Source organism: Streptomyces sp. NPDC041940, assembly GCF_055589465.1.
In genome coordinates this window covers 20,054-44,103 of the sequence record NZ_JBVJBP010000030.1, presented here as the reverse complement: position 1 = coordinate 44,103, position 24,050 = coordinate 20,054, and the positions used below count along the sequence as shown (strand labels likewise).

The following is a 24,050-nucleotide window of genomic DNA, read 5'->3' as shown; positions in this document are numbered from 1 at the left end:
CCCCTTCAGGTGATTCACACGTCTAGCGCTGACCAACACTTGGTCAATGGCTGGTCAAGAAACACGTTAACCCTGCAAAGTCATTTGCAGGGTTAACTTAACGTTTCAAGCTGAAGAGAGCCTGAAAACCGTGGGTGGGTTGGCCTGAACCACCCCTTGGCCCCACGGCAGTTGGTGCGGTATTGGGGTTGTGGTTACCGGGAGTTCGCCAGCTTGCCCGCGTCGCGGGCCAGGGCGGTGAGGCGGGAGATGGCCCGGAAGTACTTCTTGCGGTAGCCGCCGTTCAGCATCTCCTCGCTGAAGAGCTGGTCGAAGGGCAGACCCGAGGCCATCACGGGCACCTCGCGGTCGTAGAGCCGGTCCGCGAGGACGACGAGCCTGAGGGCCGTCGACTGGTCGGGAACCGGCCGCACGCCGGTGAGGCACACCGCCCCGATTCCGTCGGTCAGCGCGCCGTACCGGCTGGGGTGGACCCGGGCGAGGTGCTCCAGGAGGGGCGAGAACGCGTCGAGTGAGGCGCCCTCGGTGGCGTGCGCGGTCTCGGTCACCTGTTCGTCGGTGTACGGCGGCGGCGCCTCGGGCAGACCGCGGTGGCGGTAGTCCTCGCCGTCGATGCGCAGGGCGCGGAAGTGGGCCGACAGGCCCTGGATCTCCCGCAGGAAGTCGGCCGAGGCGAACCGGCCCTCACCGAGCTTGCCGGGCAGCGTGTTGGAGGTGGCGGCGAGCGCCACGCCCGCGTCGACGAGCTTGCCGAGGAGGGTGGAGACCAGGACGGTGTCGCCCGGGTCGTCGAGCTCGAACTCGTCGATGCACAGCAGACGGTGGCCGGACAGGGTCTGGACGGTCTTCTGGAACCCGAGGGCGCCGACCAGGTTGGTCAGCTCCACGAAGGTGCCGAACGCCTTGAGCTCGGGCTCGGCCGGGGTGGCGTGCCACAGGGAGGCCAGCAGGTGGGTCTTGCCGACGCCGTAGCCGCCGTCGAGGTAGACACCGCGCGGGCCGGCCGGGGCCTTCTTCGGCGCCTTGCCGAAACCGAACAGCCGCCGCTTGCCGGAACCGCCCGCTCCGCGGTCGAGGCCCGCCGCGAAGCCCTCCAGGACCTGGACGGCCTCGGTCTGGCTGGGCTGGTTCGGGTCCGGGATGTACGTGCTGAAGCGCACCGAGTCGAACCGCGGCGGCGGCACCATCTCGGCGACCAGCCGATCCGCGGGGACGTGCGGCTCACGGGCACACAGGGAGAGCGGGGCCGCGTCGGCTATCGGGCCGGTACCGGAGGGGGCGGGAGAGGAGGACACGGTTCACCATGCTACGGCGCGTGGAACACTGCACGGCATGCGACGTCTGTTCCCTGTGACCGATGAAACAGCAGCTCCGGCCCCGGGTGGCGCGGCCGGTGAGGAGGGACTCGGGCGGGAGTGGGGCCTGGCAGAGCTGGCCGCCGCGTACCGCTATCCCGAGCCGGGGGCCGGGGGGCCGGTGCCGTGGCTGCGCGCCAACATGGTGTCCACGCTGGACGGGGCCGCCCAGCACGACGGCCGTTCGCAGCCCATCTCCAACGCGACCGACATGCGGATCTTCGGCACGCTGCGGGCGCTGGCGGACGTCGTGGTCGTCGGCGCGGAGACGGTGCGCCAGGAGGGGTACCGGCCGGCCCGCGCGCGTGCCGAGTTCGCGGCGATGCGGGAGGCGGCCGGACAGGCCCCCGCCCCCGCCATCGCGGTCGTCACCGCCAGCCTCGACCTGGACTTCTCGCTCCCGCTGTTCACCTCGCCCCTGGTGCCCACCCTGGTCCTCACGGGAGCCGCGGCCGCCGCGGACCGCGTCGCCACCGCCGAGAAGGCGGGCGCGCGGGTGGTGACCGCCGGGGACGGCATCGGCGTGGACCCCGCCCGTGCCGTCCAGGCCCTCGCCGGTCTCGGCCACACCCGGCTGCTGACCGAGGGCGGTCCGCGGCTGCTGGGGCAGCTGGTGGCGGCCGGAGTGCTCGACGAGCTCTGTCTGACCGTCTCCCCGATGCTCACCGCCGGTGACGCCCAGCGCATCTCCGGGGGGCCCGCCGTCACCGTCCCGCGGCGCTTCTCGCTGCTGTCGATGCTGGAGGAGGACGGGTTCCTGTTCACGAGGTACGGACGGTCCTGACGTACTGAACCTCGCGGCACGGGGTAGAGGCGCTCAGGAAGCCGGACGGTCAGTACGTTCGGAATATGCCGTTCTGTTTGGATTCCGGAGGGCACACTGGATCCGGCAGTTCCCGTGCGAACGCGGGGCAGGATGGTTTCCGCAAGGATCAGAAGGGGCGCCTGGTGTTCACAAGCGTATTGATGATCGAGAAGGCCCTGACGTCCGCCGACGTGGAGTTCGTCACCACCTTGCACGGTGAGGAGCGGGTCTCCTTCGAGGTGCTGCTCCAGCCGCGCGGCGAGCAGGCGGACCGTCTGCTGCGGGCCATCGACGACGTCGCGCTCGGCGAACTCGACGACGCCGTCCGCGAGGGGGAGACCCCGGAGGGCGAGGAGGCGCTGAGCGTCGGGCAGCGGGCGCTGGAGGTGTCCCTCGCGGCGCTGCGGGCGTCCGGGAGCGGGGCGGAAGGGCGGTTGATCGAGGATCATCCGCTGGACGCGCTGAAGTCCTTGGTGGAGGAGGTCGACGCGGACGAGGTCATCGTGCTGACCGACCCCCATTACGTGGAGGAGTTCTTCCACCGGGACTGGGCGTCGCGGGCCCGGCACAAGGTGGGGGTGCCGGTGCTGAAGCTGTTCTCGCACAGTGAGGCGTAGCCGGCCGGCGGTGTCAACGAAGACAAACGCTTCGGCATAGGCTGTGCCGCTGAACGTTCCGCACACCTCCAGGGAGACACGCATGGCACCCGGCCTTCCCACCGCCATGGACCGACCGCACTTCATCGGGATCGGTGGGGCCGGGATGTCGGGTATCGCGAAGATCCTCGCCCAGCGCGGGGCCGTGGTGGCGGGCAGTGACGCGAAGGAGTCGGCGACGGCCGAGGCGCTGCGGGCGCTGGGTGTGACGGTGCACATCGGGCACGCGACGGAGCACCTGGCCGACGACGCGAGCTGTGTGGTCGTCTCGTCGGCGATCCGGCAGGACAACCCCGAGCTGGCCCGCGCGGCCGCGCTCGGCATCCCCGTCGTGCACCGCTCCGACGCGCTCGCCGCCCTGATGGAGGGCCTGCGGCCGATCGCGGTCGCCGGTACGCACGGCAAGACGACCACGACCTCGATGCTCGCGGTGTCGCTGAGCGAGCTGGGCCTGACGCCGTCCTACGCGATCGGCGGGGACCTGGACGCGCCCGGCTCCAACGCCCTGCACGGCGACGGCGAGATCTTCGTCGCCGAGGCGGACGAGTCGGACCGCAGCTTCCACAAGTACGCGCCCGAGGTCGCGATCGTCCTCAACGTCGAGCTCGACCACCACGCCAACTACGCCTCGATGGACGAGATCTACGAGTCGTTCGAGACGTTCGTGGACCGGATCACCGAGGGCGGCACGCTGGTGATCGCGGCCGACCACGAGGGCTCCCGGGAGCTGACCCGCCGGGTCGCGGAGCGCGGCGTGCGGGTGGTGACGTACGGCGAGTCCGAGGACGCCGGGGTGCGCATCCTGTCGGTCGTGCCGCAGGGCCTGAAGAGCGAGGTCACCGTGGTGCTGGACGGCGAGACGCTGACCTTCGCGGTCTCCGTCCCCGGCCGGCACTACGCGCACAACGCGGTGGCCGCGCTGGCGGCGGGTGTCGCCCTCGGGATCCCGGCGGCCGAGCTGGCCCCGGCGATCGCCGCCTACACGGGCGTGAAGCGGCGGCTCCAGCTGAAGGGCGAGGCTGCGGGCGTCCAGGTCATCGACTCCTACGCGCACCACCCCACCGAGATGACCGCCGACCTGGAGGCTATGCGCGCGGCGGCGGGCGACTCCCGGATCCTGGTCGTCTTCCAGCCGCACCTCTTCTCGCGGACCCAGGAGCTGGGCAAGGAGATGGGCCAGTCCCTGACCCTCGCGGACGCCTCGGTCGTGCTGGACATCTACCCGGCCCGTGAGGACCCGATCCCCGGTGTGACCAGCGAGCTGATCATCGAGGCGGCCCGGGCGGCGGGCGCGGACGTGACGCCGGTGCGCGACAAGGCGGACGTCCCCTCGGTGGTCGCGGGAATGGCGAAGCCGGGTGATCTCGTTCTCACCATGGGAGCGGGCGACGTCACCGACCTCGGCCCGCTGATCCTGGACCGTCTGTCGAACTGAGGGGCTGGAAGCTCATGCCGTACGACGTCGAGAAGCCGGACGAGCAGTGGCGCGCGGAGCTGAGCCCTGGCGAGTACGCGGTACTGCGCCAGGCGGCCACGGAGCCCGCCTTCACCGGTGAGTACACCGACACCAAGACCCAGGGGGTCTACTCCTGCCGCGCCTGCGGTGCGGAGCTGTTCACCTCGGACACGAAGTTCGAGTCCCACTGCGGCTGGCCGTCCTTCTTCGACCCGAGGGACACCGACGCGGTGGAACTGATCGAGGACCGGGCCCACGGCATGGTGCGGACCGAGGTGCGCTGTGCACGCTGCGGCTCGCACCTCGGGCACGTGTTCGAGGGTGAGGGGTACCCCACGCCCACGGACCAGCGGTACTGCATCAACAGCATCGCGCTGCGCCTGACCGCCGCCGAGGACTGAGACAGCCCTCAGCGCCGGATCCGGCATTCTTTCTGTGTCAGCCGCTTCGTCTCTCCGGCGGCGCGGCTGCACACCACCCGGGTCTCGGAGGTGCCGTCGCCGGCGCGGCGGACCTCCTTGAGGACGATGCTGTGCCCGGTGCGGTCGCCGTACAGCGGGGCACGGGTGAAGTCGATGGTCCCGGTGGCCATGCCCTCGATCTTGACGTTGCGCAGGTTCACCCAGGTCGAGGCGCGGCTCTGGGGACGGTCGTCCCGGGTGGCCGCCCAGTACAGGGCGCGGGTCGCGTCGTGTGCCAGGGCGGTCTGGCCGCTGGCCAGGGCGGGGCTGTCGTAGCGCAGGTTCCCGCCCCGCAGTCCCGGCAGGTGTGCGGCCGCGTCCAGGTAGAAGGTGGTCGTGGTGCTTGCCGTCTGCAACTCGGCCAGGGCCGCGTGGTACAGCGTGACCTGCGGCGCGACGGACTGTCCGCCGGTGGTGAAGTCGGCCTTGGACAGGTCGTCGCCGGTGAGGATGGCCAGGGGCGTTCCGGCGCAGCCCGGCTCGGTGCCCAGCTGGGTCATCAGGGGATCGATGTCCTCCACCCGGCCGGCGAAGTAGATCACCGACGGGACCCGGCCGCCCCGGCAGATCTCCTGGGCGTGCGAGCGGAGTTCCGGCTTGCCACCGCTGAGGGTGTAGCGGCGCTGATCGAGCGGGGTGAAGCCCTGCCGGCGCAGCATGTCCTGGCCGTAGCGGGCCTGTTCGTCGGTGTACAGGTCGTCGGTCTTCGCCGTGTCGCGGGCGAGGACGAGGGCGTACTGCCGACGTTCCGGAGTGCGCAACTGGGCGGCGACCAGGCCGAGTTGTTCGATCTGCCACTGGTCCGTGGCGGCCAGGCTGAACCAGTTGGCGAACTCGCGGGGCAGATAGGTGGCGGAGTTCGTACCGGAGACGATCGGCAGGCCGGCCTCCATCAGCGTGCGGGTCGTCGCCCTGCTCGACTTCAGGTCGCGGCCGGTGCCCACGACCCCCACCACGGTCGGGTCGTGGGCGGCGTACGCGGCGATCTCCTCGGCCATCTCCTCCTGGTGGCCCAGGTCCACGCCGCCGTTGGCGAGCAGGACCCGCAGTTTCACGCTGGAGTTCTTGTTGATGACGGCCTGGGCCAGGTACACGCCCGCCAGTTCCTCGGCGCCCTTCACGAGTGAGGAGCCGTCCGAGGCGTCGGCGCTCAGCGGCCCGGCGTAGACGACGGTGACGTACTTGCCGGGGTGGTGGGCGAGGACGTCCGCGTTCTTCCGGGCGATGCGGTCCTCCAGCTCGTCCACCGTCCAGGGCGTGGCGTCCCCGGCCGTCAGGGCCTTGGGCTCGTCGCCCGGGTCGGGCGCGGGCAGCCAGTCGGCGAAGCGGACGCCGTCCGTCGCTATGCCGATGCATTCCGTGCCGCCGCCGGGGGCCGTCTCGCGCCGGGTGTCCCGGTTGGCGGTCAGCACGGACGCCGAGCAGTACCGGTCGTGCAGGGCCTCGGCCCGCATGACGGTCCCGGCGGTCAGCAGGGCGATCACCAGGACCAGGGTGTGCAGGGCCCACACCAGCCGGGCGGGCGTGGGCCGGGTGGAGGCCCGCAGATGGCGGGTGCGTTCCTCGACGGGACCGAGCTGGTCGTGCGGCAGCGGCACCTTCATCACCCAGGGCAGGACGGACCGCTCCCGGCTGGGTGACTGTTCGGCGCGCAGGTTGTGCGCCCACTCCCGGTGCCAGGTGCGCAGCCGCTCGCTGAACCTGGGCGGTGCGGCGGCCGGGTCGGGCGTCGCCGGAACCGCGCCGCGCTCCAGGCGTGGCACGTCCCGCGTGTGCACCGCGGCGACCACCACCAGCGGGTCGAGTTCACTGCGGCGGCTGCGGACGTCGCTGATGGCCCGGATCAGTTCCACGCCGCCGTTGCGGGCGTCCGCGTGGGGCAGGAACAGCATCGGCGGGCGCGGCCGTTTGAAGCCGCGCAGGTCCCAGCTCCAGCGGCGGTGGTTGTCGCGCAGGTCCTCCCGCAGTGCCAGCACGCAGAGCTGGAGGTGGAAGTCGCCGCCGGCGGTGAGTGCCTCGGCCACGTCGTACGCCCGGGCCGCGATCGCCTTCCAGGACCGCACCGGCCGCAGCAGCGAGACCTCGGTGGGATCCTCGTGGTCCGCCGCCCTGAGGAAGGTCGTCGTCATGAACCAGCGGCTCTCCCGGCGCAGCCACAGGAAGATCGGCGCCCGCCCCGGCAGGGCGTAGTTGAGGACGGTCAGCAGCAGCAGGAAGACGAGACCGGCGCCCACCGCCACGTACCACTCGCTGCGGGCCATGAGCGCGGCGAGCACGGTCACGAGGCTCGCCGGGAGGATGTGCGCCATGTCGAACTGCGGCAGCCCCGAGCGCCAGCGCGCGGTGTTCCTCGGCCGCCAGCGCTGTTGGGCCAGTTGGTTCAGCAGCCGTTGCCGCTGGTCCTGACCGGCCTCGGGGCTGCCCGGCTCGGGCGCCGGCCAGGTGTCGCCGAGGGCCGCGACCGCGTCGTCGATGGCATGCACCAGCCGCAGCCGCGGGAAGGCGTAGCGCCGGTAGACCGCCTTCGGGCCGCCTCACTTCCTCGGATTGCTCAGTGCCCGCACCATGGCCGCGGCCTTGCGCACCTCCGTGGCGCCCTCGTAGGCGTCCTGCGCCACCGCGCAGCGCGTGCCGTGTGCCTCCTGGCCCGCGTGCAGTTGCCGGACCAGCCCGGTCACCGCGTCGTCGTCCGCGCCCTCCTGGGCGTGCACGACGAACACCGGCATCGGCGGCTCGGTGCTCGTGCGGAAGTCCTGGATGAGGATCTCGAGCTGATCCTGGAGGTGGAGTCCGGCGCCACGCTCCGGCATGCCGTCATGCCCCCCGGGACAGTCCGGCGGCGTGCGATCAGCGTTCACCATGGGCAATCCCCCGTTCGCCTTCGGTGACCTACGAGGTTAGCCGGTGCGGGTGAGGTGGGAGTGGGTGACGGACGAACTTCGGGAACGTTTCGGCTGGTCCGTTCCGACGCGCTGAATGGACGATCCATCGCCCTGTTGACATTTGGTTGAACGAGCCAGAGGATTCCCGGGGTGAGCCACTCCGCGCACCTGCATCCCGGCCTCGACGAGGCCGCCCACCGCTGCCTCGTCGCCGGCTTCGCCGGCACCACGACCGTGCCCGACACCCTCAAGCGGCTCGTCGACCGCGGTCTCGGCGGGGTCATCCTGTTCACCCGCAACGTGCGCGACGCGGAGCAGGTGCGGCGGCTCACCGACACCCTGCGGGCCCTGCGGCCCGACCTGATCGTGGCCATCGACAACGAGGGCGGCGGCATCGGCCACCTGGTGAGCGCGGGCGCGCCCGACGTCCCCGGCTCCTACGCCCTCGGTGTCGCCGACGACCCGGCGCTCACCGCCCGCTGCGCCGACGCGCTCGCCGGGCACCTCGCCACACTCGGCGTCACCGCCTCCTACGCCCCCGTCGCCGACCTCCAGCACCACCCCCGCAACCCGATCGTGCGCACCCGGTCCTTCGGCGCCGAACCCGTCCTGGCCGCCCGGCATCTGCGGGCCTGGATCACCGCCACCGAGCGGCGCGGCGTCGCCTCCTGCGCCAAGCACTTCCCCGGGCACGGCGGCACCGAGACCGACAGCCACCACGGCATCGCCGTCGATCCGCGGTCGTACGACGAACTGCGGGCCGACTTCGAGCCGTTCCGCGCGGCCGTCGAGGCGGGCGTGCCGATGATCATGAGCGCTCATGTCGTCTACCCGGCACTGGACCCCGAGCGGCCCGCCACCCTGAGCCGCCGCATCCTGGGCGATCTGCTCCGCCACGAGCTGGACTTCGACGGGGTCCTGGTCAGCGACGCCCTGGAGATGAAGGCCATCGCCGACCGCTACGGCGAGGCCGCCGGGGCGCGGATCGCCCTCGCGGCCGGCGCCGACCAGGTCATCGTGGCCGTGCCGGACCTGGAGATCACTCTGGCCTGCCGGGACGCGGTGCTCGGCGCGCTGCGCTCCGGAGTGCTGTCCGAGGAGCGGGTGCGGGAGGCCGCCGGGCGGGTGCGGCGGCTGGCCGATCGGTACGCCGCTCCGGACGGGGCGGTCGACGGCTGGGACACCGGGGCCGGTCTCGAGGCCGCCCGCCGGGCTGTCCGCGGCCGGCCGGTGCCGTCGGCCGTGCGCGGCGCCCACGTCGTCGACCTGTTCCCGCCGCCGCATCCCGCGCTCAACTGGGGCGGCGAGGACCTGCTGACGGCGGTGCGCGCCGTCGACCCCACGGCCACGGGCACCGCGGTCACCGGAGACCCGGCGGATCCGGACGCCGTCGTGGCGGAGATCCTGCGCGCCTGCGGTGACGCGCCGCTGGCCGTCGCCACCTGTGACGCCGGGCTCCACCCCTGGCAGGAGCGGCTGCGCGCCGCCCTGCTCGCCCGGCGGCCCGACGCCGTACGGATCGACACCGGGCTGCCGGAGGGCGGCGCGCTCTGCTCCTACGGGCGGGGGCGGGTGAATCTGCGGGCCCTCGCCGAGGCGCTGGCCGGCGCCTGAGCGCTCACGGCACTCGGACGACCTCCTTGATGCCGCGCGCCGTGAGGTACGCGGCGTCGTCCGCCCGCTCCGCCAGGACCACCGCCGGGCGGACGCCGTCGGCGCGCAGGGCCATCCACGCGTCGAAGTACGCGCCTCCCGGGCCGGAGACGGAGCGGGTGGACGGCGTGCAGTCCAGGACCAGGGCCGTGTCGCGGGGCCGGGAGGGGTGGTGCCCCGCGCGTACCTCGGCGACGGTCTCGGCCAGGGCCGTCGCGATCGGCTTGGCGCCGCCCCGCGCGTCGAAGAGGCCCAGGGTGTATTCCAGTTCCGGGTAGTCGGCCAGGGAGCGGTCCACGTCGTGGGAGCACCACCAGGTCACGCCCCACAGTCCCTCGCACCCGGCCGCGTTCCGCACGGTCGCCCGCGCGAAGTCCGGGGCGTCGGCCGCCGGGATGTGGGGTTCCGGGGCGCCCGTCTCCTGGACCCAGACCGGGCGGGCCGGGTCCTCGGTATAGGCCTTGGCGAGTTCCGTGCCGTACTCGGCGAGGTGCAGCACCTGAGGGGAACGGGGGCCGTAGCGGCGGGCGCAGTCGCCGGAGAACACCCAGGGGTGGACGGTGGTGACATCGCCCTTGCGGGCCGAGGCCTCGGGGGTGAAGGGGTGGTCGTCGCCGTACCAGGCCGCGTCGTAGGCGGAGTGGGTCGCGAGCCGGCCCGGGGGCAGGTGCTCGCGGGTGGCGGACAGCAGGGTGTCGAGGTAGTGGTCCACCTCGTCGGCGGTCACCGGGTTGTGCTCGACCAGGTTGTTCAGCTCGTTGCCCAGCTGCAGGCCGATGAGGTTGGGGCGGCCGGCGAGGGCGCGGCCGAGGGTCCGCATCAGCTCGGCCTGGGCGGCGACGGCCTCCGGGTCGGTGAAGACGTTGCGGTGGTGCCAGCTTCGCGTCCACTCCGGATAGAAGTCGAAGCTGGACAGATGGCCCTGCACACCGTCCACCAGGACGTCGAGACCGGCCTCGGCCGCGATGTCGACGAGGTGGCCCAGTTGGTCCACGGCCGCCGGGCGGATGAGCGTGCGGTTGGGCTGGAGGAGCGGCCACAGGTGGAAGACCCGGACGTGGTCGAGGCCGAGCGCGGCGATCTGGTCCAGGTCCTCGCGGGCGTGCGCCGGGTCGAAGTCGTGCCAGGCGTGGAACCAGCCGCGGCGGGGCGTGTAGTTGACGCCGAAGCGGAGCGTGGGGATGGGATCCTCCTCGGGTCGAGCACCCAGATCCCTTGCTCTGGGTGAATGCATCAATCACCATAGTCGGCGATGGGTAATGAATTGAACCAGGAGTTCCGGGATCTGGTGGTCGGTCTCGACGCGGGCGGCACGCGGACCCGGGCGGTCCTGGCGGCCGCCGCCGACGGGCGTCCGCTGGGCGAGGGTGCCGCCGGGCCGGGCAACGCCCTGACCGTCCCGGTGCCGCGGCTCACCGAGCATCTCGCCGAGGCCGTCGGACAGGCCGTGCCCGAGGCCCTCCGTGCCCGGGTCGTGGCCGTGGCCGGCGGTTTCGCGGGGGCCACGGACGCCTTCGCCGACGAACCGGGGCGGCACAACGCCCTGACCGCCCTGGCAGCCGCCCTGCGCCGGCTCGGCATCGACGCCGGGGCGCCCCTCGTCCGCAGCGACATCGAGGCCGCCTTCGCCTCCGCGCCGGGAGCCCCGGCCGACGGCCTCGCCCTGGTCGCCGGCACCGGCGCGGTCGCCATGCGCATCACCGGACGCCGCGCAACCGCCACCGTGGACGGTGACGGCTGGCTCCTCGGCGACGACGGCAGCGGCTTCTGGATCGGCCGTGCCGCAGTACGGGCCGCCCTGCGGATGGCCGACGGGAGGGGCGCCCCGACGGTACTGGCGGCCGCGGTGGGAAGGGAGCTGGGCGTGCCGGAGGAGGTGCTGCCGGGCGGGCCGTCCCTCGCCCCGCCCGGCGGTGTCGTGGTCCGGCCGCTCGGAGAGGACGCCCCGTACGAGACAGGCGCCGGGGCCGACTCCCCGGGCCCCGCCGGGCACGGCCTCCCGCCCCACGACGAAACCCCCTGGTCCCGCCCCCACCGCGAGGCCTACCGTGGGCACCTGCTCCCGGCCGTCATGGCTCAGCCGCCCGTCCGCCTGGCGCGCCTCGCACCCCTCGTCGTCCGGGCCGCCGGGGACGCCGTCGCCCTCGCCATCCTCGACGAGGCGGCCGACCAGCTCACCGAGACCGTCAGGGCGTTGGAGCCCGCCTCCGGGGAACGTGTCGTCGCCACCGGTGGACTGCTCGGCCCCGACGGGCCCCTGACCGCCCGCCTGGAAGCCCGCCTCCGCACCCTCGGCCTCACCCTCGACTGGGTCCCCGACGGCCGCCGCGGCGCCGTCGCCCTGGCCCGGCTCGCCCACGAGGGCCGCACATGACCGTCACCACCCTCCGCTACCGCGACCCCACCGCCCCACTCGACGACCGTGTCCGCGACCTGCTCGCGCGCATGACCCCGCGCGAGAAGGCCGGCCAGCTCAACCAGCGGATGTACGGGTGGGACGCCTACCGCCGCACCTCCGACGGCGGCTTCGAACTCACCGACGCCCTGCACGCCGAGACCGAGCGCTTCGCCGGACTCGGGGCCCTGTACGGACTGCTGCGCGCCGACGCCTGGTCGGGTGTCGACCACACCACCGGGTCCGGCGCCGAGGCCGGTGCCGAACTGGCCCACCTCGTCCAGCGGCACGTCGTCGAGCACAGCCGGCTCGGCATCCCGGCCCTGTTCGTCGAGGAGGTGCCGCACGGGCACATGGCCCTCGACGGCACGGTCCTGCCCGTCAACCTCGCCGTCGGCGCCGGCTGGGACCCCGGGCTCTACGAGCGGGCCGCCGCCCACGCCGCCGCCGAACTGCGGGCCCGCGGCGGTCATGTCGCCCTGGTCTCGGCGCTGGACATCGCCCGGGATCCGCGCTGGGGCCGGACCGAGGAGTGCTTCGGCGAGGACCCGTATCTGGCCGCCCGGCTCACCGAGGCGCTCGTCCGCGGTATGCAGGGGGAGCCTCTCGGTGAGCCGGACGGGCTCTTCGCCCCGGACAAGGCCCCCGTCGTCCTCAAGCACTTCGCCGGGCAGGGTGCCACCGTCGGCGGCCGCAACTCCGCCGAGTCCGAACTCGGTCTCCGGGAGCTGCACGAGATCCACCTCCCCGCTGCCCGCGCCGGTGTCCGGGCCGGAGCCGCCGCCGTCATGGCCGCCTACAACGAGGTCGACGGGATGCCCTGCTGCGGCAACCGCGCCCTGCTCACCGGACTGCTGCGCCACCGCTGGGGTTTCGACGGGCTCGTCATGGCGGACGGACTGGCCGTGGACCGGCTGGCCCGTATCACCGGCGACAAGGTGTCGGCCGGTGCTCTCGCGCTCGACGCGGGGATCGACCTGAGCCTGTGGGACGAGGGCTTCACGCATCTGGCGGAGGCGGTCGAGCGGGGGCTGGTGAGCGAGGAGGCCCTGGACACGGCCGTCGCGCGGGTGCTGCGGCTCAAGTTCCGGCTCGGGCTGTTCGAACAGCCCTACAGCGCGGGCCCGTTCCCGGACCCCGCCGCCGGACGTGAGCTGAGCACCGCCCTCGCCCGGGCCGCCGTCACCCTGCTCCACAACGACCAGGGCGTGCTGCCCGTAGCGACCGGCTGCCGTGTCGCCGTCCTGGGGCCGCACGCCGACACCGTCGCCCACCAACTCGGCGACTACACCGCTCCACAACGCCCCGGCACCGGCACCAGCGTCCTCGACGCACTCCGGGGCACCGGCATCGACGTACGCCACGCCAAGGGCTGTGCCCTCACCGGCGACGACCTCTCCGGCATCCCGGAGGCGATCGCCGAGGCCGCCGCGTCCGATCTGGCCGTGCTCGTGCTGGGCGGCAGCAGCGCCCGTACGCCCGGCACGGAGTTCGACGCCAACGGCGCCGCGCGCACCGTCGTGTCCGAGATGACCTGCGGAGAAGGCGTCGACCTGGCCGGGCTGCGGCTCGGCCCGGCCCAGCACGCCCTGCTCGACGCCGTCACGGCGACCGGCACACCCACCGTCGTCGTCCTGGTCCAGGGCCGCCCGCACGCGGTCCCCGAGGCAGCCGAACGCGCCGCCGCGCTGCTCACCGCCTGGTACCCCGGCCCCTGGGGCGGCGAGGCGATCGCGGACGTCCTGCTCGGGCTGGCCGAGCCCGTGGGCCGACTGCCCGTCTCCATGCCCCGCTCGGCGGGCCAACTGCCCGTCTACTACAACCACAAGGACACCGAGTACGGCGGCTACACCGACGACAGCGCCGAACCGCTCCACTCCTTCGGGCACGGGCTGTCGTACACGAGCTTCGCCTATGGACCGCCACGGCTGTCGGGGCGGACCGTCGAGGTCGACGTCACCAACACCGGGGAACGGCACGGGCGTACCGTCGCGCAGTTGTATCTGCGCCGCCTCGTCACGCCGGTCTGGCCGCGCGCCCTGGAACTCCGCGGTTTCCAGGCCGTCGACCTGGAGCCCGGGGAGTGCCGTACGGTCGCCTTCGACCTCGGGCCCGAACAACTGGCGCAAGTGGGCGCCGACCTGGAGACGGCGGTCCTGCCCGGCACGGTCGAGATCCGCGTCGCGGAGTCGGCGCGCCGGGCCCTGACCGCCGTACCGGTCGGGCTCCGGGTCGGTCAGAGCTTCACGGCACCGGACGAGACGCCCCTGTAGAACCACCGCTGGGTGATCACGAACAGCACGAGCACAGGGATCACGGAGATGACGGACCCCGCCATCACCATGCGCTGGTCGTAGCCGAACGACGACGACTGCAGCCGGGCCAGACCCAGCGTCAGGGTGAACTGCTCCTCCGAGCGCAGCACGATCAGGGGCCACAGGAAGTCGTCCCAGGCGCTGATGAAGGTGTTGATGGTGACGACGAGGATCGCGCCGTAGGCGGAGGGCAGATACAGATACCGGAAGCGTTTCCACTCGCCCGCCCCGTCCAGCATCGCCGCGTCCTCGATCTCACGCGGTACGGCGAGGAACGCGGCCCGCATGATGAGGACGTTGATCGCGGCGACGAAGCCGGGCAGCCAGACACCCGCCAGATGGTCGACCAGGCCCATGTCCCGGATGCTGAGGAACAGCGACACCATGATCGACTCGAAGGGGAACATCATGGACGCCATCAGCACCACCCAGACCAGCTTGCGGCCCTTCCAGCCCGGCTTGGAGAGCATGTAGCCGGCCAGGGTGGAGAAGACGAGCTGGCTGGTGACGGACAGCGCGACGATCACCATGCTGTTCCCGATGTACGTCCACACCGGCACCTGGTCGAAGATCTCGCGGTAGGCCCGCAGGGTCGGGTGGTGGGGGATCAGCGAGGCACCGGCGCCGAAGACGTCCTCGCCCGCGCCCTTGAGGGACGACAGCAGCTGCCACAGCAGCGGGCCGACGGTGATGAAGAGGACGAACACCAGCAGCAGATAGCGGACGACCAGTTCGCGCGGCCGGCCGTAGTCCCGCCAGCGGGGCATCACACGGCTGCGGCGCTTGTCGACGGCGGTCGTCATCCCTCGTCCTCCTTCGTCAGACGCTGGGCGAGCAGCGTGAGGCCCAGGGTCAGGGCGAACAGGGCGACGCTGACGGCGGCGCCGTAGCCGGCGTTGCCGGTGAGCGGGTCGAGGCCGACGTCGCGGATGTAGAAGGGCAGTGTGCGGTCGGCGCCGCCGGGGCCGCCGGTGGAGCCGCCCAGCATGTAGATCTCGGTGAAGACCCGCAGCGAGCCGATGCCGGTCAGGGTGCCGACCAGCATCATCGAGGTGCGGACGCCGGGCACGGTGACGTGCCAGAAGCGGCGCACGACGCCCGCGCCGTCCACGGCCGCCGCCTCGTGCAGTTCCTTGGGGACGTTCCCGAGGGCGGCCAGGTAGAAGATCATGTACCAGCCGAGGCCCTTCCAGATCGTCAGCCCCATCGCCGACAGCAGGATCAGCCACGAGTCCGACAGGAACGGGATGGCCTCCCGGACGATGTGGCCCTTCTGCAGCCAGGTGTTGACCAGTCCCTGGTCGCTCAGCAGCCACTGCCAGCTCAGGCCCACGACCACGCTGGAGGCGAGCACCGGCGTGTAGAAGGCGGAGCGGAAGAAGCCGATGCCCGGCAGGTTCTTCTCCACCAGGATCGCGAGCAGCAGCGGCAGCAGCACCATCAGCGGGACGACGAACAGCGCGTACAGCAGGCTGTTGCGGGTGGCCAGCCAGAAGTCCGGATCGCCCAGCATCCGGCGGTAGTTGTCCAGCCCGACGAGGTTGTAGGCCCCGCCGAGCGGCTTGGCGTCGGTGAAGGAGACGACGACCGTGTTGAGGAACGGGAACACCCCGAACACGGTCGCGCCGATGATCGCCGGGGTCATCCACAGCCAGGGCAGCCACCAGCGGCGGTGCAGCGCCGCGCCCCCCGCGTCGGCGCTCGGGCCGGGCGTCACGAAGCGGAGGGCGCGGCGCAGGGGCCCCGGCGGCCGGGAGGGGGAGGCGCCGCCGGGGCGTCGGGCGCCCGCACCCGGGGGAGCGGGGACGGGCGCCTGGTGGACGGTCGGTTGCGTCATCCTCAGCTGCCCTGCTCGATGAGCTGGTCGGCCTTGGACTGCGCGTCCTTCAGAGCGTCCTCGGCGCTCTTCTTGCCCTGCATGGCCAGCTGGATCTGGGCCGAGATGGCGTTCAGCTCACCGGGCGTCAGGGCGATCTCGTCGGCCGTGGCGGTCTTGCGGTCACTGGCGACGATCTTGCGGGCCTCGGCGAAGGGGTCGTCGCCCTTGACCGACTGGAAGAACGGGTCGTTCAGGGAGGCCGTGGTGGAGGGGAAGATGACGACGTTCGGGTCCTTGGCCCAGGCGAGCTGGTTCTCGGCGTTCGTCAGGAACCGCGCGAAGGCCAGCGCGGTGGCGGCTTTCTTGCTGGTGGACGCCACGCCGACGTACTGCGGGGCGCCGACGGTGTGGCCGAGGGCGTCGAGCATGAACCGTCCGACACCGGTCTTCTTGTAGACGCTCGGGTTGTTCTGCTGGATGAACCGCAGGAAGTTGGGGTTCGTCGGGCCGTAGACCAGCTTGCCCTGGCCGTAGACGTTGGCCGGGTCCTGCGTGGAGGACAGCGAGTCCCTGGGCATGCCGCCGGCCTTGTAGAGCTTGGTCATGGCCTCGACCCACTGGGCGGTCTTCGGGTCGTCGGCGAAGGTGAACTTCTTGCCGTCGGCCGAGAGGATCTCTATGCCCATCTGCTGCCAGTCGGCCGGGATGCGCAGCTGCGGGTTGGCGAGGAACGCGTAGTACTTGCCGCCGGAGGCCTTGGCCACCTTCTCCGCGTCGTCGAACAGGCCGAGCACGGTCGTCGGAGGTTTGGCCGGGTCCAGGCCGGCCTTCTTCATCAGGTCGGTGTTGAAGGTCTGCACGATGCCGCCGGAGTACCAGGGCAGCACGCTGTGCACCTTCTTGCCGTCCGCGTCGGCGTACATGCTGGACTTCCACAGAGCGGGGGCGAACGGCTCGCCCGCGTCCGGCGCCTTGTCGTCCAGGTTCAGCAGATAGCCGTTCTTCGTCAGCGCCACCGCCGTGTTGACGTTGATGTTCACCACGTCCGGGAGCGTGCAGCCCTGTGCGTCGGCGACCAGGCGCTGGGTGAAGGTGGCGTCGCCCGGGTCGTCGATCCAGTTGACCTCGGCGCCGGGGTGGGCCTGCTCGAAGGCGTCGATGACGCCGTTGAAGTACTTCCCGAAGTCCTTCTTCAGGTTGGTGGTCTGGAAGGTGATCTTTCCCTTGACCTCGCCGGAGAGCTTGCCGGAACCGACGTTGCCCTGGTCGACCTTGCAGCCGCCGGCCGTGGCGTCACCGCCGTCGGAACCGCCGCCGGACAGGCCGCAGCCGGCGGCCGTCAGGGTCAGGACGACCAGACAGGTCAGGGATCCGGTGAGTCTTCTTGCGCGCATTGCTGCCCTCCTGGGACCAGTCGTCGCTGGATCGAGTCGCTGGATCAAATCACCAAGTCGGACTTCGATTGATGAAAATGTGGACCAGAATTCATCGGAGGTCAATGGTTTTGCTCAGTGGCGGTGTTCGTGGTCCTGGTGCGTGGGGTCGCCGGGGTGTTCGTAGCCCTCGGCGTACTCGACGTCCGCGCGGGCCTCGTCCAGCCAGGTGAAGAAGGCGCGGTGGGCTGCGGCTTGGCGTAGTTCTTGTTCGATGCCGGGGCGTACGTGCCGGTACGGATGGATGTCCGTGGGAGCGGGTTCGGTGTAGGGGTCTACGCCGCGGCTTAGGGCGTCGGGGGTGAGGAAGCGGTCCTGGTTGCGGTCGTAGTAGTCCCGTACGGCCGACTCGGGGATGTCCTGCTCGCGTTCCAGGTCGGTGAGCAGGGCTCGGGCGGCGGGGGAGTGGGTGAGGGCTGCGGCGATGATGCTGCCGAGGGTGGCGACGTCGGGCTCGGGGACGTTCAGCGGGTGCGTCGGGAGAGGATCGGAGGGTGGGGGGAGGCCTCGTTCTGCGCAGGCGCGGCGGGCGAGTTCGTCCGCGATGACCACCTGGGTTGCCCAGCGCCGTTGTTGGCGGTGTCGTCTTGCGGGTGCGGCGTCGTTGTGGCTGGTCGCGCAGTTCCCCGCGCCCCTGGGGGGCGAGGTACCGCCCCCACTCAAGAAGGCGGCCACGCGTTCCCTCGGGATCGCCTCGCCCCGGACGCGTGCCGCGTGCTCAGACGTCATGGCGTCACCACCAGCTCCACGGCCTTCGTGTACGCCACGCAGCCGTGCCAGGCGATCTTGGCCATCAGCCAGTACGACCCGGGCGGTACCGCGTCGCCGTTCACCTCGATGACCGACTCGCCCCGCTCCCCGCCGGGCACCGTGAAGCCCTGGCAGCCCGGGGTGACGCCGGGCCACGTGCCCCAGGAGGACACGGCCCAGATCGTGCCGTTGACGGGGGCGTGGGTGGGGTTCCGCAGGGTCACGGGGACCCGGGCCCGTTCTCCCCGGCGGACGGTCACCCGCTCGACTCCCAGATCCGTCACCAGGGTCGGGCCGGTGTGCCCGTCCGGTACGTCCAGGGCCACCACGTCCTCGTACGTCTGGCCGCCGTACGACAGCCGGGCGGCGAGCCAGTGGCGGCCGGGGGCCGCGTCCGGGGGCGGTGTCACTGTGATGTCGGTGAGGGTGAAGCCGCCGGGGCCGAGGGCGTAGGGGAGTTCGGCGGGGTCGGTGGTCCAGCCGGGTGGGGCGTCGAAGGTCACCGTGCCCGACACCGGGGCGTCGGTGAGTTCCGAGGAGACCCGGACGGTCGCGGTGACCGGGGCGTCGGCGGTGAGGGCGGTGGGGGAGAGGTAGACCGCGACGGGCATGTTGCCGCGTGGGGCGGGGCCGGAGTTGTGGAGCCAGTAACGGGTGGCGACCGGCTGGGCGGGCTCGTGGGCGTCGGCGCCCGGTCCGGGTGCGAGGTCCGGCGCATGGGCCGGTGTGGCCAGGATCGTCGCGACCTCGAAGCCGGACAGCTCTACTCCCAAGGCGCCGTCCGCGTCCGGGGCGAGTGGTTCCCCGGGCGTCTCCAGGACGTCGGCGCGGGCGCCCGCCGACCAGGCCACGGGGCCGGACAGCCGGGCCCGCGCCGGGCGTCCGTCGGCCTCGTGCACGCGAACGACGACGCCCTGCCCCGGATCCACGGGCGCCGCGCCACCCCGGGCCAGCGGGGAGCCGGCCGGCTTGAACGCGTCGAGCAGTACCTCGCCGTCGGATTCCAGGCCCAGCAGAGCGACTTCCCTCGGGAGGGCGCCCGAGGAACGCCGGAGCCGTGCCGTCAGCGGGCGGTTGTACGCGTGCCCGGCCTGGGGCAGGCGCAGTTCGCGCCAGTCGCCCGGGCCCGCGACGACGGCGTACTCGAAGGTGTGCGACCAGCGCTGGAGCTGGAAGCCGGAGCCGTCGGGGGCGGTGCGGCGAGGCGGGTCGATCCAGATGCCGGACGGCCAGCCGGTGCAGGAGCGCATCAGGGACATGTAGAGGTCGCCGGAGGAGGTGATGACGCAGCCGGGCGTGCCACGGTTGAGGACCGCGAAGCCGCGACCGTCCCAGGCGTCACCGGGCGGCAGGGCCTCCCCGCCGCCCGCTGCCGTGGCCGTCACCGTGAAGTCGTCCAGGTCGGCGACGAGCGCGTCGACCGCCTTGGCGTCGTCCTCCGGGCGGGCGCCCGCCACCACGAGCAGTGGCAGGCGTTCCAGGTCGCGCAGGTCCGCCCCGGGGATCCACTCCTCGCGCAGCGAGGCGCGCGGCGCGACCCAGACGGCGGCCACGCCCCGGTCGGCGAGCTGCCGCCCGAGTTCCCGTCCGGCCGCCGGGTCCCAGCCGAGCGCCTCGGCGACCACGGGGTTGCGGTCGGGGCCGCCGACGGCGATCCGGATGTCGGGGAGGTTGGAGTCGACCTCCAGGTCGCCGTAGCGGGGCCCGCCCGCGATGGTCGAGGTCGCCGTGACCCCGGCCCGGACCAGGGCCGCCGCGAGCGGGGCACCGAGATCGCCCGCCGTGTCCCAGTCGGAGTAGACGAGTTCGGCGACGCCGATCGAGCGGTGCCCGAGGAGCGTGCCGGAGTCGTCGTGCACCGCGACCCGGGCGGTGGAGCCCAGGCCGAACCAGGTGTTCGCCGGGTTGTCCAGCGTCCAGGGGAACCGCTCGCTGTCCACCTCGACGAACCCGAACCCGCGCCCGATCACCGCGTCGGCGACCTCGTGCACCGGCAGCCCGCCCCGTACGTCCGACGGCCAGCGCACCCGGATCAGCCGGTCGGCGCCGTCGTACCCGTCGAGGGTCGTGGTGACGTCGAGCCGGTCGACGCCCTGCCACAGCGTCAGGCGCTGGGTGCAGCGGAAGAGGCCGAGGTCGGCGGTGACGGTGATCCGGGAACCGGCGGCGGAGTGCTCGGCGCGCACCTCGGCGGTCACGTCCCGGCCGCGGGCGGCGGTCGTGCCGGTCGGGGTGAGGTGCCAGGGGCCCTCGCCGAAGCGCGGATGCCTCGGGTACTCCTCCTGGACGACGATCTCGTTGCCGATGTCCCCGGGCCGCAGCAACTCCCGGCCGCCCTCGGCCAGTGCGCGCAGACTGCAGACGCCACCGCCGCGCGCCGGGTCGACCGTCACCTCGTAGAACTCGTTGCGGATGGTGAGACCCTCGGCGGGCTCCCATCCGGGGACGGTCCCCTCGGCGAGCGGGAGCGTCTTGTAGCCCATGCCGGGCACTTCGGGGACGACGACATGGACGCGGCCGTCCTCGCGGACCGCGGGCAGTCCCCGGGGCACGAGCCCCGGGTCGTCGACCGTCAGCACGTCCCGCCGCGCCCAGGTCGCGGAGTTGAAGACGACCAGGTCGGGACCGTCGCCGGGGGCGACCTGGTCGGCCAGGGCCTGGGTCGCGTCGGCGTGCACGCTCACGGCCAGGTCGTGCAGCTCCCGCCAGCCGGTCATCAGGTCGATGTACACCTGGTCCGACTCCGAGCCGGTGATGGCGTCGTGGTGGGCTCCGTAGACGAGCTGCCGCCAGGCCTTGTCCAGGGCCGCGTCCGGATAGGCGTGCCCGGTGACGAGGGAGGCGAGTGTCGCCCAGGCCTCGGCGTCGGCGAGCAGCGACTCACCGCGGCGCTGGGCCTGCTTGGTGTCGATGTAGGAGACGTCCTTGCCCGTGTAGACCGGGTTCATGTCCCGGGTCTGGGGCGATGCCTTGCGGCCCTCCGCCTCCAGTTCCGCGCGGACGGCGGCGAAGAAGTCCCGGGGGATCGCGCTGATGAACCGCGGCCACACGTACCGCGCGTTCCAGTCGCGGTGGATGTCCATGACCCAGCGGCACGGCGGCGCGTAGTCCCCGCCCACCGGCAGCAGTACGTTGCGGGTGAGCGCGACCTGCTTGAGCCGCTGGAACAGCTGGTACGCGGCGGCGTTCGCCTCCGGCAGGGTGGGCGCGTTGTCGATCGCCCAGCCGGCGCCGTAGTGGTTGACCATGTACGCGGTGAGCAGGCCGCGCCCCGAGGGGGCGATCCAGTCGAACTCGGCCGGGAACTGCATCCGGCCCGGGTCCCTGGGCTCCTCGCCGAACACCGACAGCGTCGGCCCCCACTGGTGGAACGGGCCGCGCGCCCACGAACTGGAGCTGATCCCCGCGTCCGCCATCAGCCCCGGGAACTGCGGGTCGTGCCCGAAGGCGTCCAGCTGCCAGGCCGTCTCGGGCGAGGCCCCGATGATCCCGCGCTGGAAGCCGTCGCCGTACAGGGCGTTGCGCACGGTCGCCTCGGCGCCGGTGAGGTTGGTGTTGGGCTCGTTGTAGGTGCCGCCCATGATCTCGACGCGGCCGGTGCGGATCAGCTGCCGCAGGAAGGCGCGCTCCTCCGGGAAGGAGTCCCAGTAGGGCTTGAGATAGTCGACCTCGGCGAGCACGAAGGTGTACGCCGGGTCGCGGCGGGCCAGGTCGCAGTGGGCCCGGACCAGGCTCATGCCGGACTGGCCGCGCGAGTCGAAGGTACGGGCGGGCAGTCCGCTGCTCGCCGGGTCGTCGGCGACGTCCCAGGTCTCGGTGTAGGCGCCCTGGGTGTTCCACCAGACGGGGTCGTAGTGGAAGTGGCTGACCATGAACATGGTCCAGCCGGGTTCGGCCGCCGTGAACTCGCCGGTGCGGGTGGTGACTTCGTCCCCGTCCGTGGCGGTGACGGTGATCTCGCGGCGGTCGCCGGGCACCAGGTCCTCGCCGGTCACGGGTATCTCGGCGCGTGCGGTGCCGTCCTCGCCGACGGTGGTCTCCGCGGTGCCGGTGAGGCCCGGGCCCCCGACGGTGAGCCGGACCGTCCGGCCCGGGGCGTGGCTCAGCTCGACGGCCACCACTTGGCGCGGCTGCTCGGTGGTCCCGGTGAAGAGCTCGGTCGACTCGGCAGAGGTGACACGCATGGGGCTCCTACGAGTGCTCTGGGGGAGCCCCATCCTGCACGGCAGGAATGATTCAAACAACCACCTTCACGTCAACTTGGTGGTTCATCCATGCACCCTCGGCCGGATTCACTTGGTCCGGCGGGACTTCACCGCGTGCTGCGGGGTGATGTGGTCGGTCAGCGCCAGCGAGGCGCTCGCCCGCTGGTAGGTGAGCTGGGCGACCCGGACGTAGAGACAGTCCACGAGCATCAGCACGGAGTGCCGGCTGCTGATGCTCTCGGCCCGGAAGCTGGTCTCCGCCGAGGACGGGATGAGCCGGATGTCGGCGGACCTGGACAGCGGCGAGCGCGGGTCGGTGGTCAGGGCGATGGTGGTGGCGCCGCGCTCCTTGGCCATCTCGAACGGTTCGAGGGTCTCGCGGGTCGTCCCGGAGTGGGAGATGCCGATGGCCACGTCCGCCGGGGTGAGCAGGGCCGCCGAGGTGGCGGCCGCGTGCACCTCGGTCCAGGCGCGGACCGAGCAGCCGATGCGGAACAGCCGGGTCTCCGTCTCCTGGGTCACCGCGCCACTGCCGCCGACACCGTAGACATCGATGCGCCGCGCACGGGCCAGGGCCTGGGCCGCGCGTTCGAGCGCGTCGAGGTCGACCCGGTCGATGGTCTGCTGGATGGCCCGCAGGTCCGCCGTGCCGACGACCTGCACGACCCGCTCCAGGCTGTCGTCCGGCGAGATGTCCGGGCCGATCTCGGCGGTCCCCCAGTCGGACACCTCGCCCCGGCCGCGCTCCTGGGCCAGTTCGATCAGCAGGTGCTGGTAGGAGTCGAGGCCGATGGCCCGGCAGAAGCGGGTCACGGTCGCCTGGGAGGTGCCGGTGCGGCGGCCCAGCTCGGCGGCCGAGCAGTGGGTGACGGCGGCCGGATCCTCCAGGATCAGCTCGCCGACCTTCCGCAGGGAGCCCGCCAGCCGGGGCAGCTCGGTGCGGATCAGTGTGGTGACGTCCGTGGGAGGCATGGGGAGAAGGTACCAGCCACCCTTCCGCGCATGACTTGAATACCAGGACCCGATATGGTTTATAGATTCATCGATGGAGAAGTGTAGGGTGGTTCAATCCATCAGTGGGGAGTGTGTCGCGTGTCCGTCGAGTCTGTGAGCGCCCAGGGGTTCGCGCGGGAGAGCCTCGCCGTCCTCCACCAGGTCATCGAGTCCGCCCGCGACGAGGTGGCCGCCGCCGCCGACCTGGTCGCCGAGTGCGTCCGCGCGGACGGCGTAGTCCACGCCTTCGGCACGGGCCACTCGCAGGCCCTCGTCCTCGAACTGGCCGGCCGCGCCGGCGGACTGGTCCCCACCAACCGGCTGAGCATCGCCGACCTCGTCCTCTACGGCGGCGAGGACCCGGCCGTCCTCGACGACCCGCTCCTCGAACGGCAGGCCGGGGTGGCCCAGCGGATCTACGACCTCGCCGCCCCGAACCCCCAGGACCTGTTCGTCGTCATCTCCAACTCCGGCGTCAACAACGTCATCGTGGAGCTGGCCCTGCACGCCAAGGAACACGGCCACCGCGTCCTGGCCCTCACCTCCCTCACTCACACCCGGGCCGTCCCCGCCGCCCATCCCAGCGGGCGGAAGCTGGCCGACATCGCCGACGTCGTCCTCGACAACGCGGCCCCGCGCGGCGACTCCCTGCTCGAACTCCCCGGCGGCGGCTCGGTCTGCGCCCTGTCCACGCTCACCGGCGTGATGCTGGTCCAGATGACCGTCGCCGAGGCCGCCGGACGCCTCCTCGCCACCGGCGAACGCCCTCCGGTCTATGTCTCGGCCAACGTGCCCGGCGGATTCGAGGGCAACCTGGAGCTGGAGAAGAGGTACGCGGGCCGGATCCGCCGCACCGCGAGCTGAACCGCACC

Annotated in this window: 18 protein-coding genes; 8 read left to right on the top strand and 10 right to left on the bottom strand. The window is 72.2% G+C overall.

All coding sequences use genetic code 11. The features are described from left to right. Positions 1–194: 194 nt before the first annotated feature. Positions 195–1,295 carry a cell division protein ZapE gene (gene zapE, locus ACZ6I3_RS35850; RefSeq protein ID WP_469420427.1) on the bottom strand — a complete coding sequence of 367 codons (1,101 nt, stop codon included), beginning with the start codon at positions 1,293–1,295 and terminating at the stop codon, positions 195–197. A gap of 37 nt (positions 1,296–1,332) precedes the next feature. Between zapE and ACZ6I3_RS35845 the strand changes: the two genes are divergently transcribed. The 4 genes from ACZ6I3_RS35845 (at position 1,333) to msrB (ending at position 4,673) form a co-directional block, all read left to right on the top strand. Then, a complete protein-coding gene (locus tag ACZ6I3_RS35845; protein ID WP_469420425.1) occupies positions 1,333–2,139 on the top strand; it encodes a pyrimidine reductase family protein in 807 nt (268 codons plus the stop codon). Between the two features lie 164 nt (positions 2,140–2,303). Beyond that, on the top strand, positions 2,304–2,777 hold the full coding sequence (locus ACZ6I3_RS35840; protein WP_469420423.1) for an indole-3-glycerol phosphate synthase: 474 nt from the start codon (positions 2,304–2,306) through the stop codon (positions 2,775–2,777). Positions 2,778–2,859: 82 nt separating this feature from the next. After that, positions 2,860–4,251, top strand: a complete 1,392-nt coding sequence (murC, locus tag ACZ6I3_RS35835; protein ID WP_469420421.1) for a UDP-N-acetylmuramate--L-alanine ligase — start codon at positions 2,860–2,862, stop codon at positions 4,249–4,251. Positions 4,252–4,265: 14 nt separating this feature from the next. Then, complete coding sequence (gene msrB / locus ACZ6I3_RS35830) at positions 4,266–4,673, top strand: peptide-methionine (R)-S-oxide reductase MsrB (protein ID WP_469420420.1); 408 nt, start codon at positions 4,266–4,268, stop codon at positions 4,671–4,673. An 8-nt stretch (positions 4,674–4,681) separates the two neighbouring features. Here the strand turns inward: msrB and ACZ6I3_RS35825 are convergent, their stop codons facing one another. Together ACZ6I3_RS35825 and ACZ6I3_RS35820 are read right to left on the bottom strand one after the other, a co-directional pair. Then, positions 4,682–7,216 carry a type 1 periplasmic-binding domain-containing protein gene (locus ACZ6I3_RS35825; protein WP_469420418.1) on the bottom strand — a complete coding sequence of 845 codons (2,535 nt, stop codon included), beginning with the start codon at positions 7,214–7,216 and terminating at the stop codon, positions 4,682–4,684. A gap of 51 nt (positions 7,217–7,267) precedes the next feature. Continuing rightward, positions 7,268–7,543 carry a hypothetical protein gene (locus ACZ6I3_RS35820; protein WP_469420416.1) on the bottom strand — a complete coding sequence of 92 codons (276 nt, stop codon included), beginning with the start codon at positions 7,541–7,543 and terminating at the stop codon, positions 7,268–7,270. 222 nt (positions 7,544–7,765) lie between these two features. Between ACZ6I3_RS35820 and ACZ6I3_RS35815 the strand changes: the two genes are divergently transcribed. Further along, positions 7,766–9,229 carry a glycoside hydrolase family 3 N-terminal domain-containing protein gene (locus tag ACZ6I3_RS35815; RefSeq protein ID WP_469420415.1) on the top strand — a complete coding sequence of 488 codons (1,464 nt, stop codon included), beginning with the start codon at positions 7,766–7,768 and terminating at the stop codon, positions 9,227–9,229. A gap of 4 nt (positions 9,230–9,233) precedes the next feature. Here the strand turns inward: ACZ6I3_RS35815 and ACZ6I3_RS35810 are convergent, their stop codons facing one another. Continuing rightward, positions 9,234–10,502, bottom strand: coding sequence for a glycoside hydrolase 5 family protein (locus ACZ6I3_RS35810; RefSeq protein WP_469420413.1), 1,269 nt, complete (start codon positions 10,500–10,502; stop codon positions 9,234–9,236). Between the two features lie 18 nt (positions 10,503–10,520). Between ACZ6I3_RS35810 and ACZ6I3_RS35805 the strand changes: the two genes are divergently transcribed. Together ACZ6I3_RS35805 and ACZ6I3_RS35800 are read left to right on the top strand one after the other, a co-directional pair. Beyond that, positions 10,521–11,642, top strand: a complete 1,122-nt coding sequence (locus tag ACZ6I3_RS35805; RefSeq protein WP_469420412.1) for an N-acetylglucosamine kinase — start codon at positions 10,521–10,523, stop codon at positions 11,640–11,642. Continuing rightward, on the top strand, positions 11,639–13,936 hold the full coding sequence (locus ACZ6I3_RS35800; RefSeq protein WP_469420410.1) for a glycoside hydrolase family 3 N-terminal domain-containing protein: 2,298 nt from the start codon (positions 11,639–11,641) through the stop codon (positions 13,934–13,936). The genes ACZ6I3_RS35805 and ACZ6I3_RS35800 overlap by 4 nt, the downstream gene beginning before the upstream one ends. On the opposite strand, the gene ACZ6I3_RS35795 is transcribed toward ACZ6I3_RS35800, so the two are convergent. The 6 genes from ACZ6I3_RS35795 to ACZ6I3_RS35770 form a co-directional block, all read right to left on the bottom strand. Then, entirely contained in the window at positions 13,900–14,781 is an 882-nt protein-coding gene (locus tag ACZ6I3_RS35795) for a carbohydrate ABC transporter permease (RefSeq protein ID WP_469420408.1), read from the bottom strand. The genes ACZ6I3_RS35800 and ACZ6I3_RS35795 overlap by 37 nt on opposite strands. Next, positions 14,778–15,815, bottom strand: coding sequence for a carbohydrate ABC transporter permease (locus ACZ6I3_RS35790; RefSeq protein ID WP_469420406.1), 1,038 nt, complete (start codon positions 15,813–15,815; stop codon positions 14,778–14,780). The genes ACZ6I3_RS35795 and ACZ6I3_RS35790 overlap by 4 nt, the downstream gene beginning before the upstream one ends. Positions 15,816–15,817: 2 nt before the next feature. Continuing rightward, positions 15,818–17,191: an extracellular solute-binding protein gene (locus ACZ6I3_RS35785; RefSeq protein ID WP_469420404.1), complete on the bottom strand. Its 1,374-nt coding sequence runs from the start codon at positions 17,189–17,191 to the stop codon at positions 15,818–15,820. 114 nt (positions 17,192–17,305) lie between these two features. Beyond that, positions 17,306–17,959, bottom strand: coding sequence for a peptidyl-prolyl cis-trans isomerase (locus ACZ6I3_RS35780; protein ID WP_469420402.1), 654 nt, complete (start codon positions 17,957–17,959; stop codon positions 17,306–17,308). Beyond that, positions 17,956–22,164, bottom strand: a complete 4,209-nt coding sequence (locus ACZ6I3_RS35775; protein ID WP_469420401.1) for a glycoside hydrolase family 38 N-terminal domain-containing protein — start codon at positions 22,162–22,164, stop codon at positions 17,956–17,958. The genes ACZ6I3_RS35780 and ACZ6I3_RS35775 overlap by 4 nt, the downstream gene beginning before the upstream one ends. 108 nt (positions 22,165–22,272) lie before the next feature. After that, positions 22,273–23,157 carry a MurR/RpiR family transcriptional regulator gene (locus ACZ6I3_RS35770; protein ID WP_469420400.1) on the bottom strand — a complete coding sequence of 295 codons (885 nt, stop codon included), beginning with the start codon at positions 23,155–23,157 and terminating at the stop codon, positions 22,273–22,275. 120 nt (positions 23,158–23,277) lie between these two features. On the opposite strand from ACZ6I3_RS35770, the gene ACZ6I3_RS35765 reads away from it, so the two are divergent. Next, positions 23,278–24,042, top strand: a complete 765-nt coding sequence (locus tag ACZ6I3_RS35765) for a sugar isomerase domain-containing protein (protein WP_469420398.1) — start codon at positions 23,278–23,280, stop codon at positions 24,040–24,042. The last annotated feature ends 8 nt before the right edge of the window (positions 24,043–24,050 follow it).

What these genes read in the sequence shown, in the direction of transcription:
- ACZ6I3_RS35820 (WP_469420416.1), bottom strand. Translation starts at nt 7,543, where the DNA reads ATGCCGGAGCGTGGCGCCGGACTCCACCTCCAGGATCAGCTCGAGATC.
- murC (WP_469420421.1), top strand. Translation starts at nt 2,860, where the DNA reads ATGGCACCCGGCCTTCCCACCGCCATGGACCGACCGCACTTCATCGGG.
- ACZ6I3_RS35780 (WP_469420402.1), bottom strand. Translation starts at nt 17,959, where the DNA reads ATGACGTCTGAGCACGCGGCACGCGTCCGGGGCGAGGCGATCCCGAGG.
- ACZ6I3_RS35785 (WP_469420404.1), bottom strand. Translation starts at nt 17,191, where the DNA reads ATGCGCGCAAGAAGACTCACCGGATCCCTGACCTGTCTGGTCGTCCTG.
- ACZ6I3_RS35805 (WP_469420412.1), top strand. Translation starts at nt 10,521, where the DNA reads ATGGGTAATGAATTGAACCAGGAGTTCCGGGATCTGGTGGTCGGTCTC.
- ACZ6I3_RS35770 (WP_469420400.1), bottom strand. Translation starts at nt 23,157, where the DNA reads ATGCCTCCCACGGACGTCACCACACTGATCCGCACCGAGCTGCCCCGG.
- ACZ6I3_RS35845 (WP_469420425.1), top strand. Translation starts at nt 1,333, where the DNA reads ATGCGACGTCTGTTCCCTGTGACCGATGAAACAGCAGCTCCGGCCCCG.
- ACZ6I3_RS35795 (WP_469420408.1), bottom strand. Translation starts at nt 14,781, where the DNA reads ATGACGACCGCCGTCGACAAGCGCCGCAGCCGTGTGATGCCCCGCTGG.
- ACZ6I3_RS35775 (WP_469420401.1), bottom strand. Translation starts at nt 22,164, where the DNA reads ATGCGTGTCACCTCTGCCGAGTCGACCGAGCTCTTCACCGGGACCACC.
- ACZ6I3_RS35790 (WP_469420406.1), bottom strand. Translation starts at nt 15,815, where the DNA reads ATGACGCAACCGACCGTCCACCAGGCGCCCGTCCCCGCTCCCCCGGGT.
- ACZ6I3_RS35800 (WP_469420410.1), top strand. Translation starts at nt 11,639, where the DNA reads ATGACCGTCACCACCCTCCGCTACCGCGACCCCACCGCCCCACTCGAC.
- msrB (WP_469420420.1), top strand. Translation starts at nt 4,266, where the DNA reads ATGCCGTACGACGTCGAGAAGCCGGACGAGCAGTGGCGCGCGGAGCTG.
- ACZ6I3_RS35810 (WP_469420413.1), bottom strand. Translation starts at nt 10,502, where the DNA reads ATGCATTCACCCAGAGCAAGGGATCTGGGTGCTCGACCCGAGGAGGAT.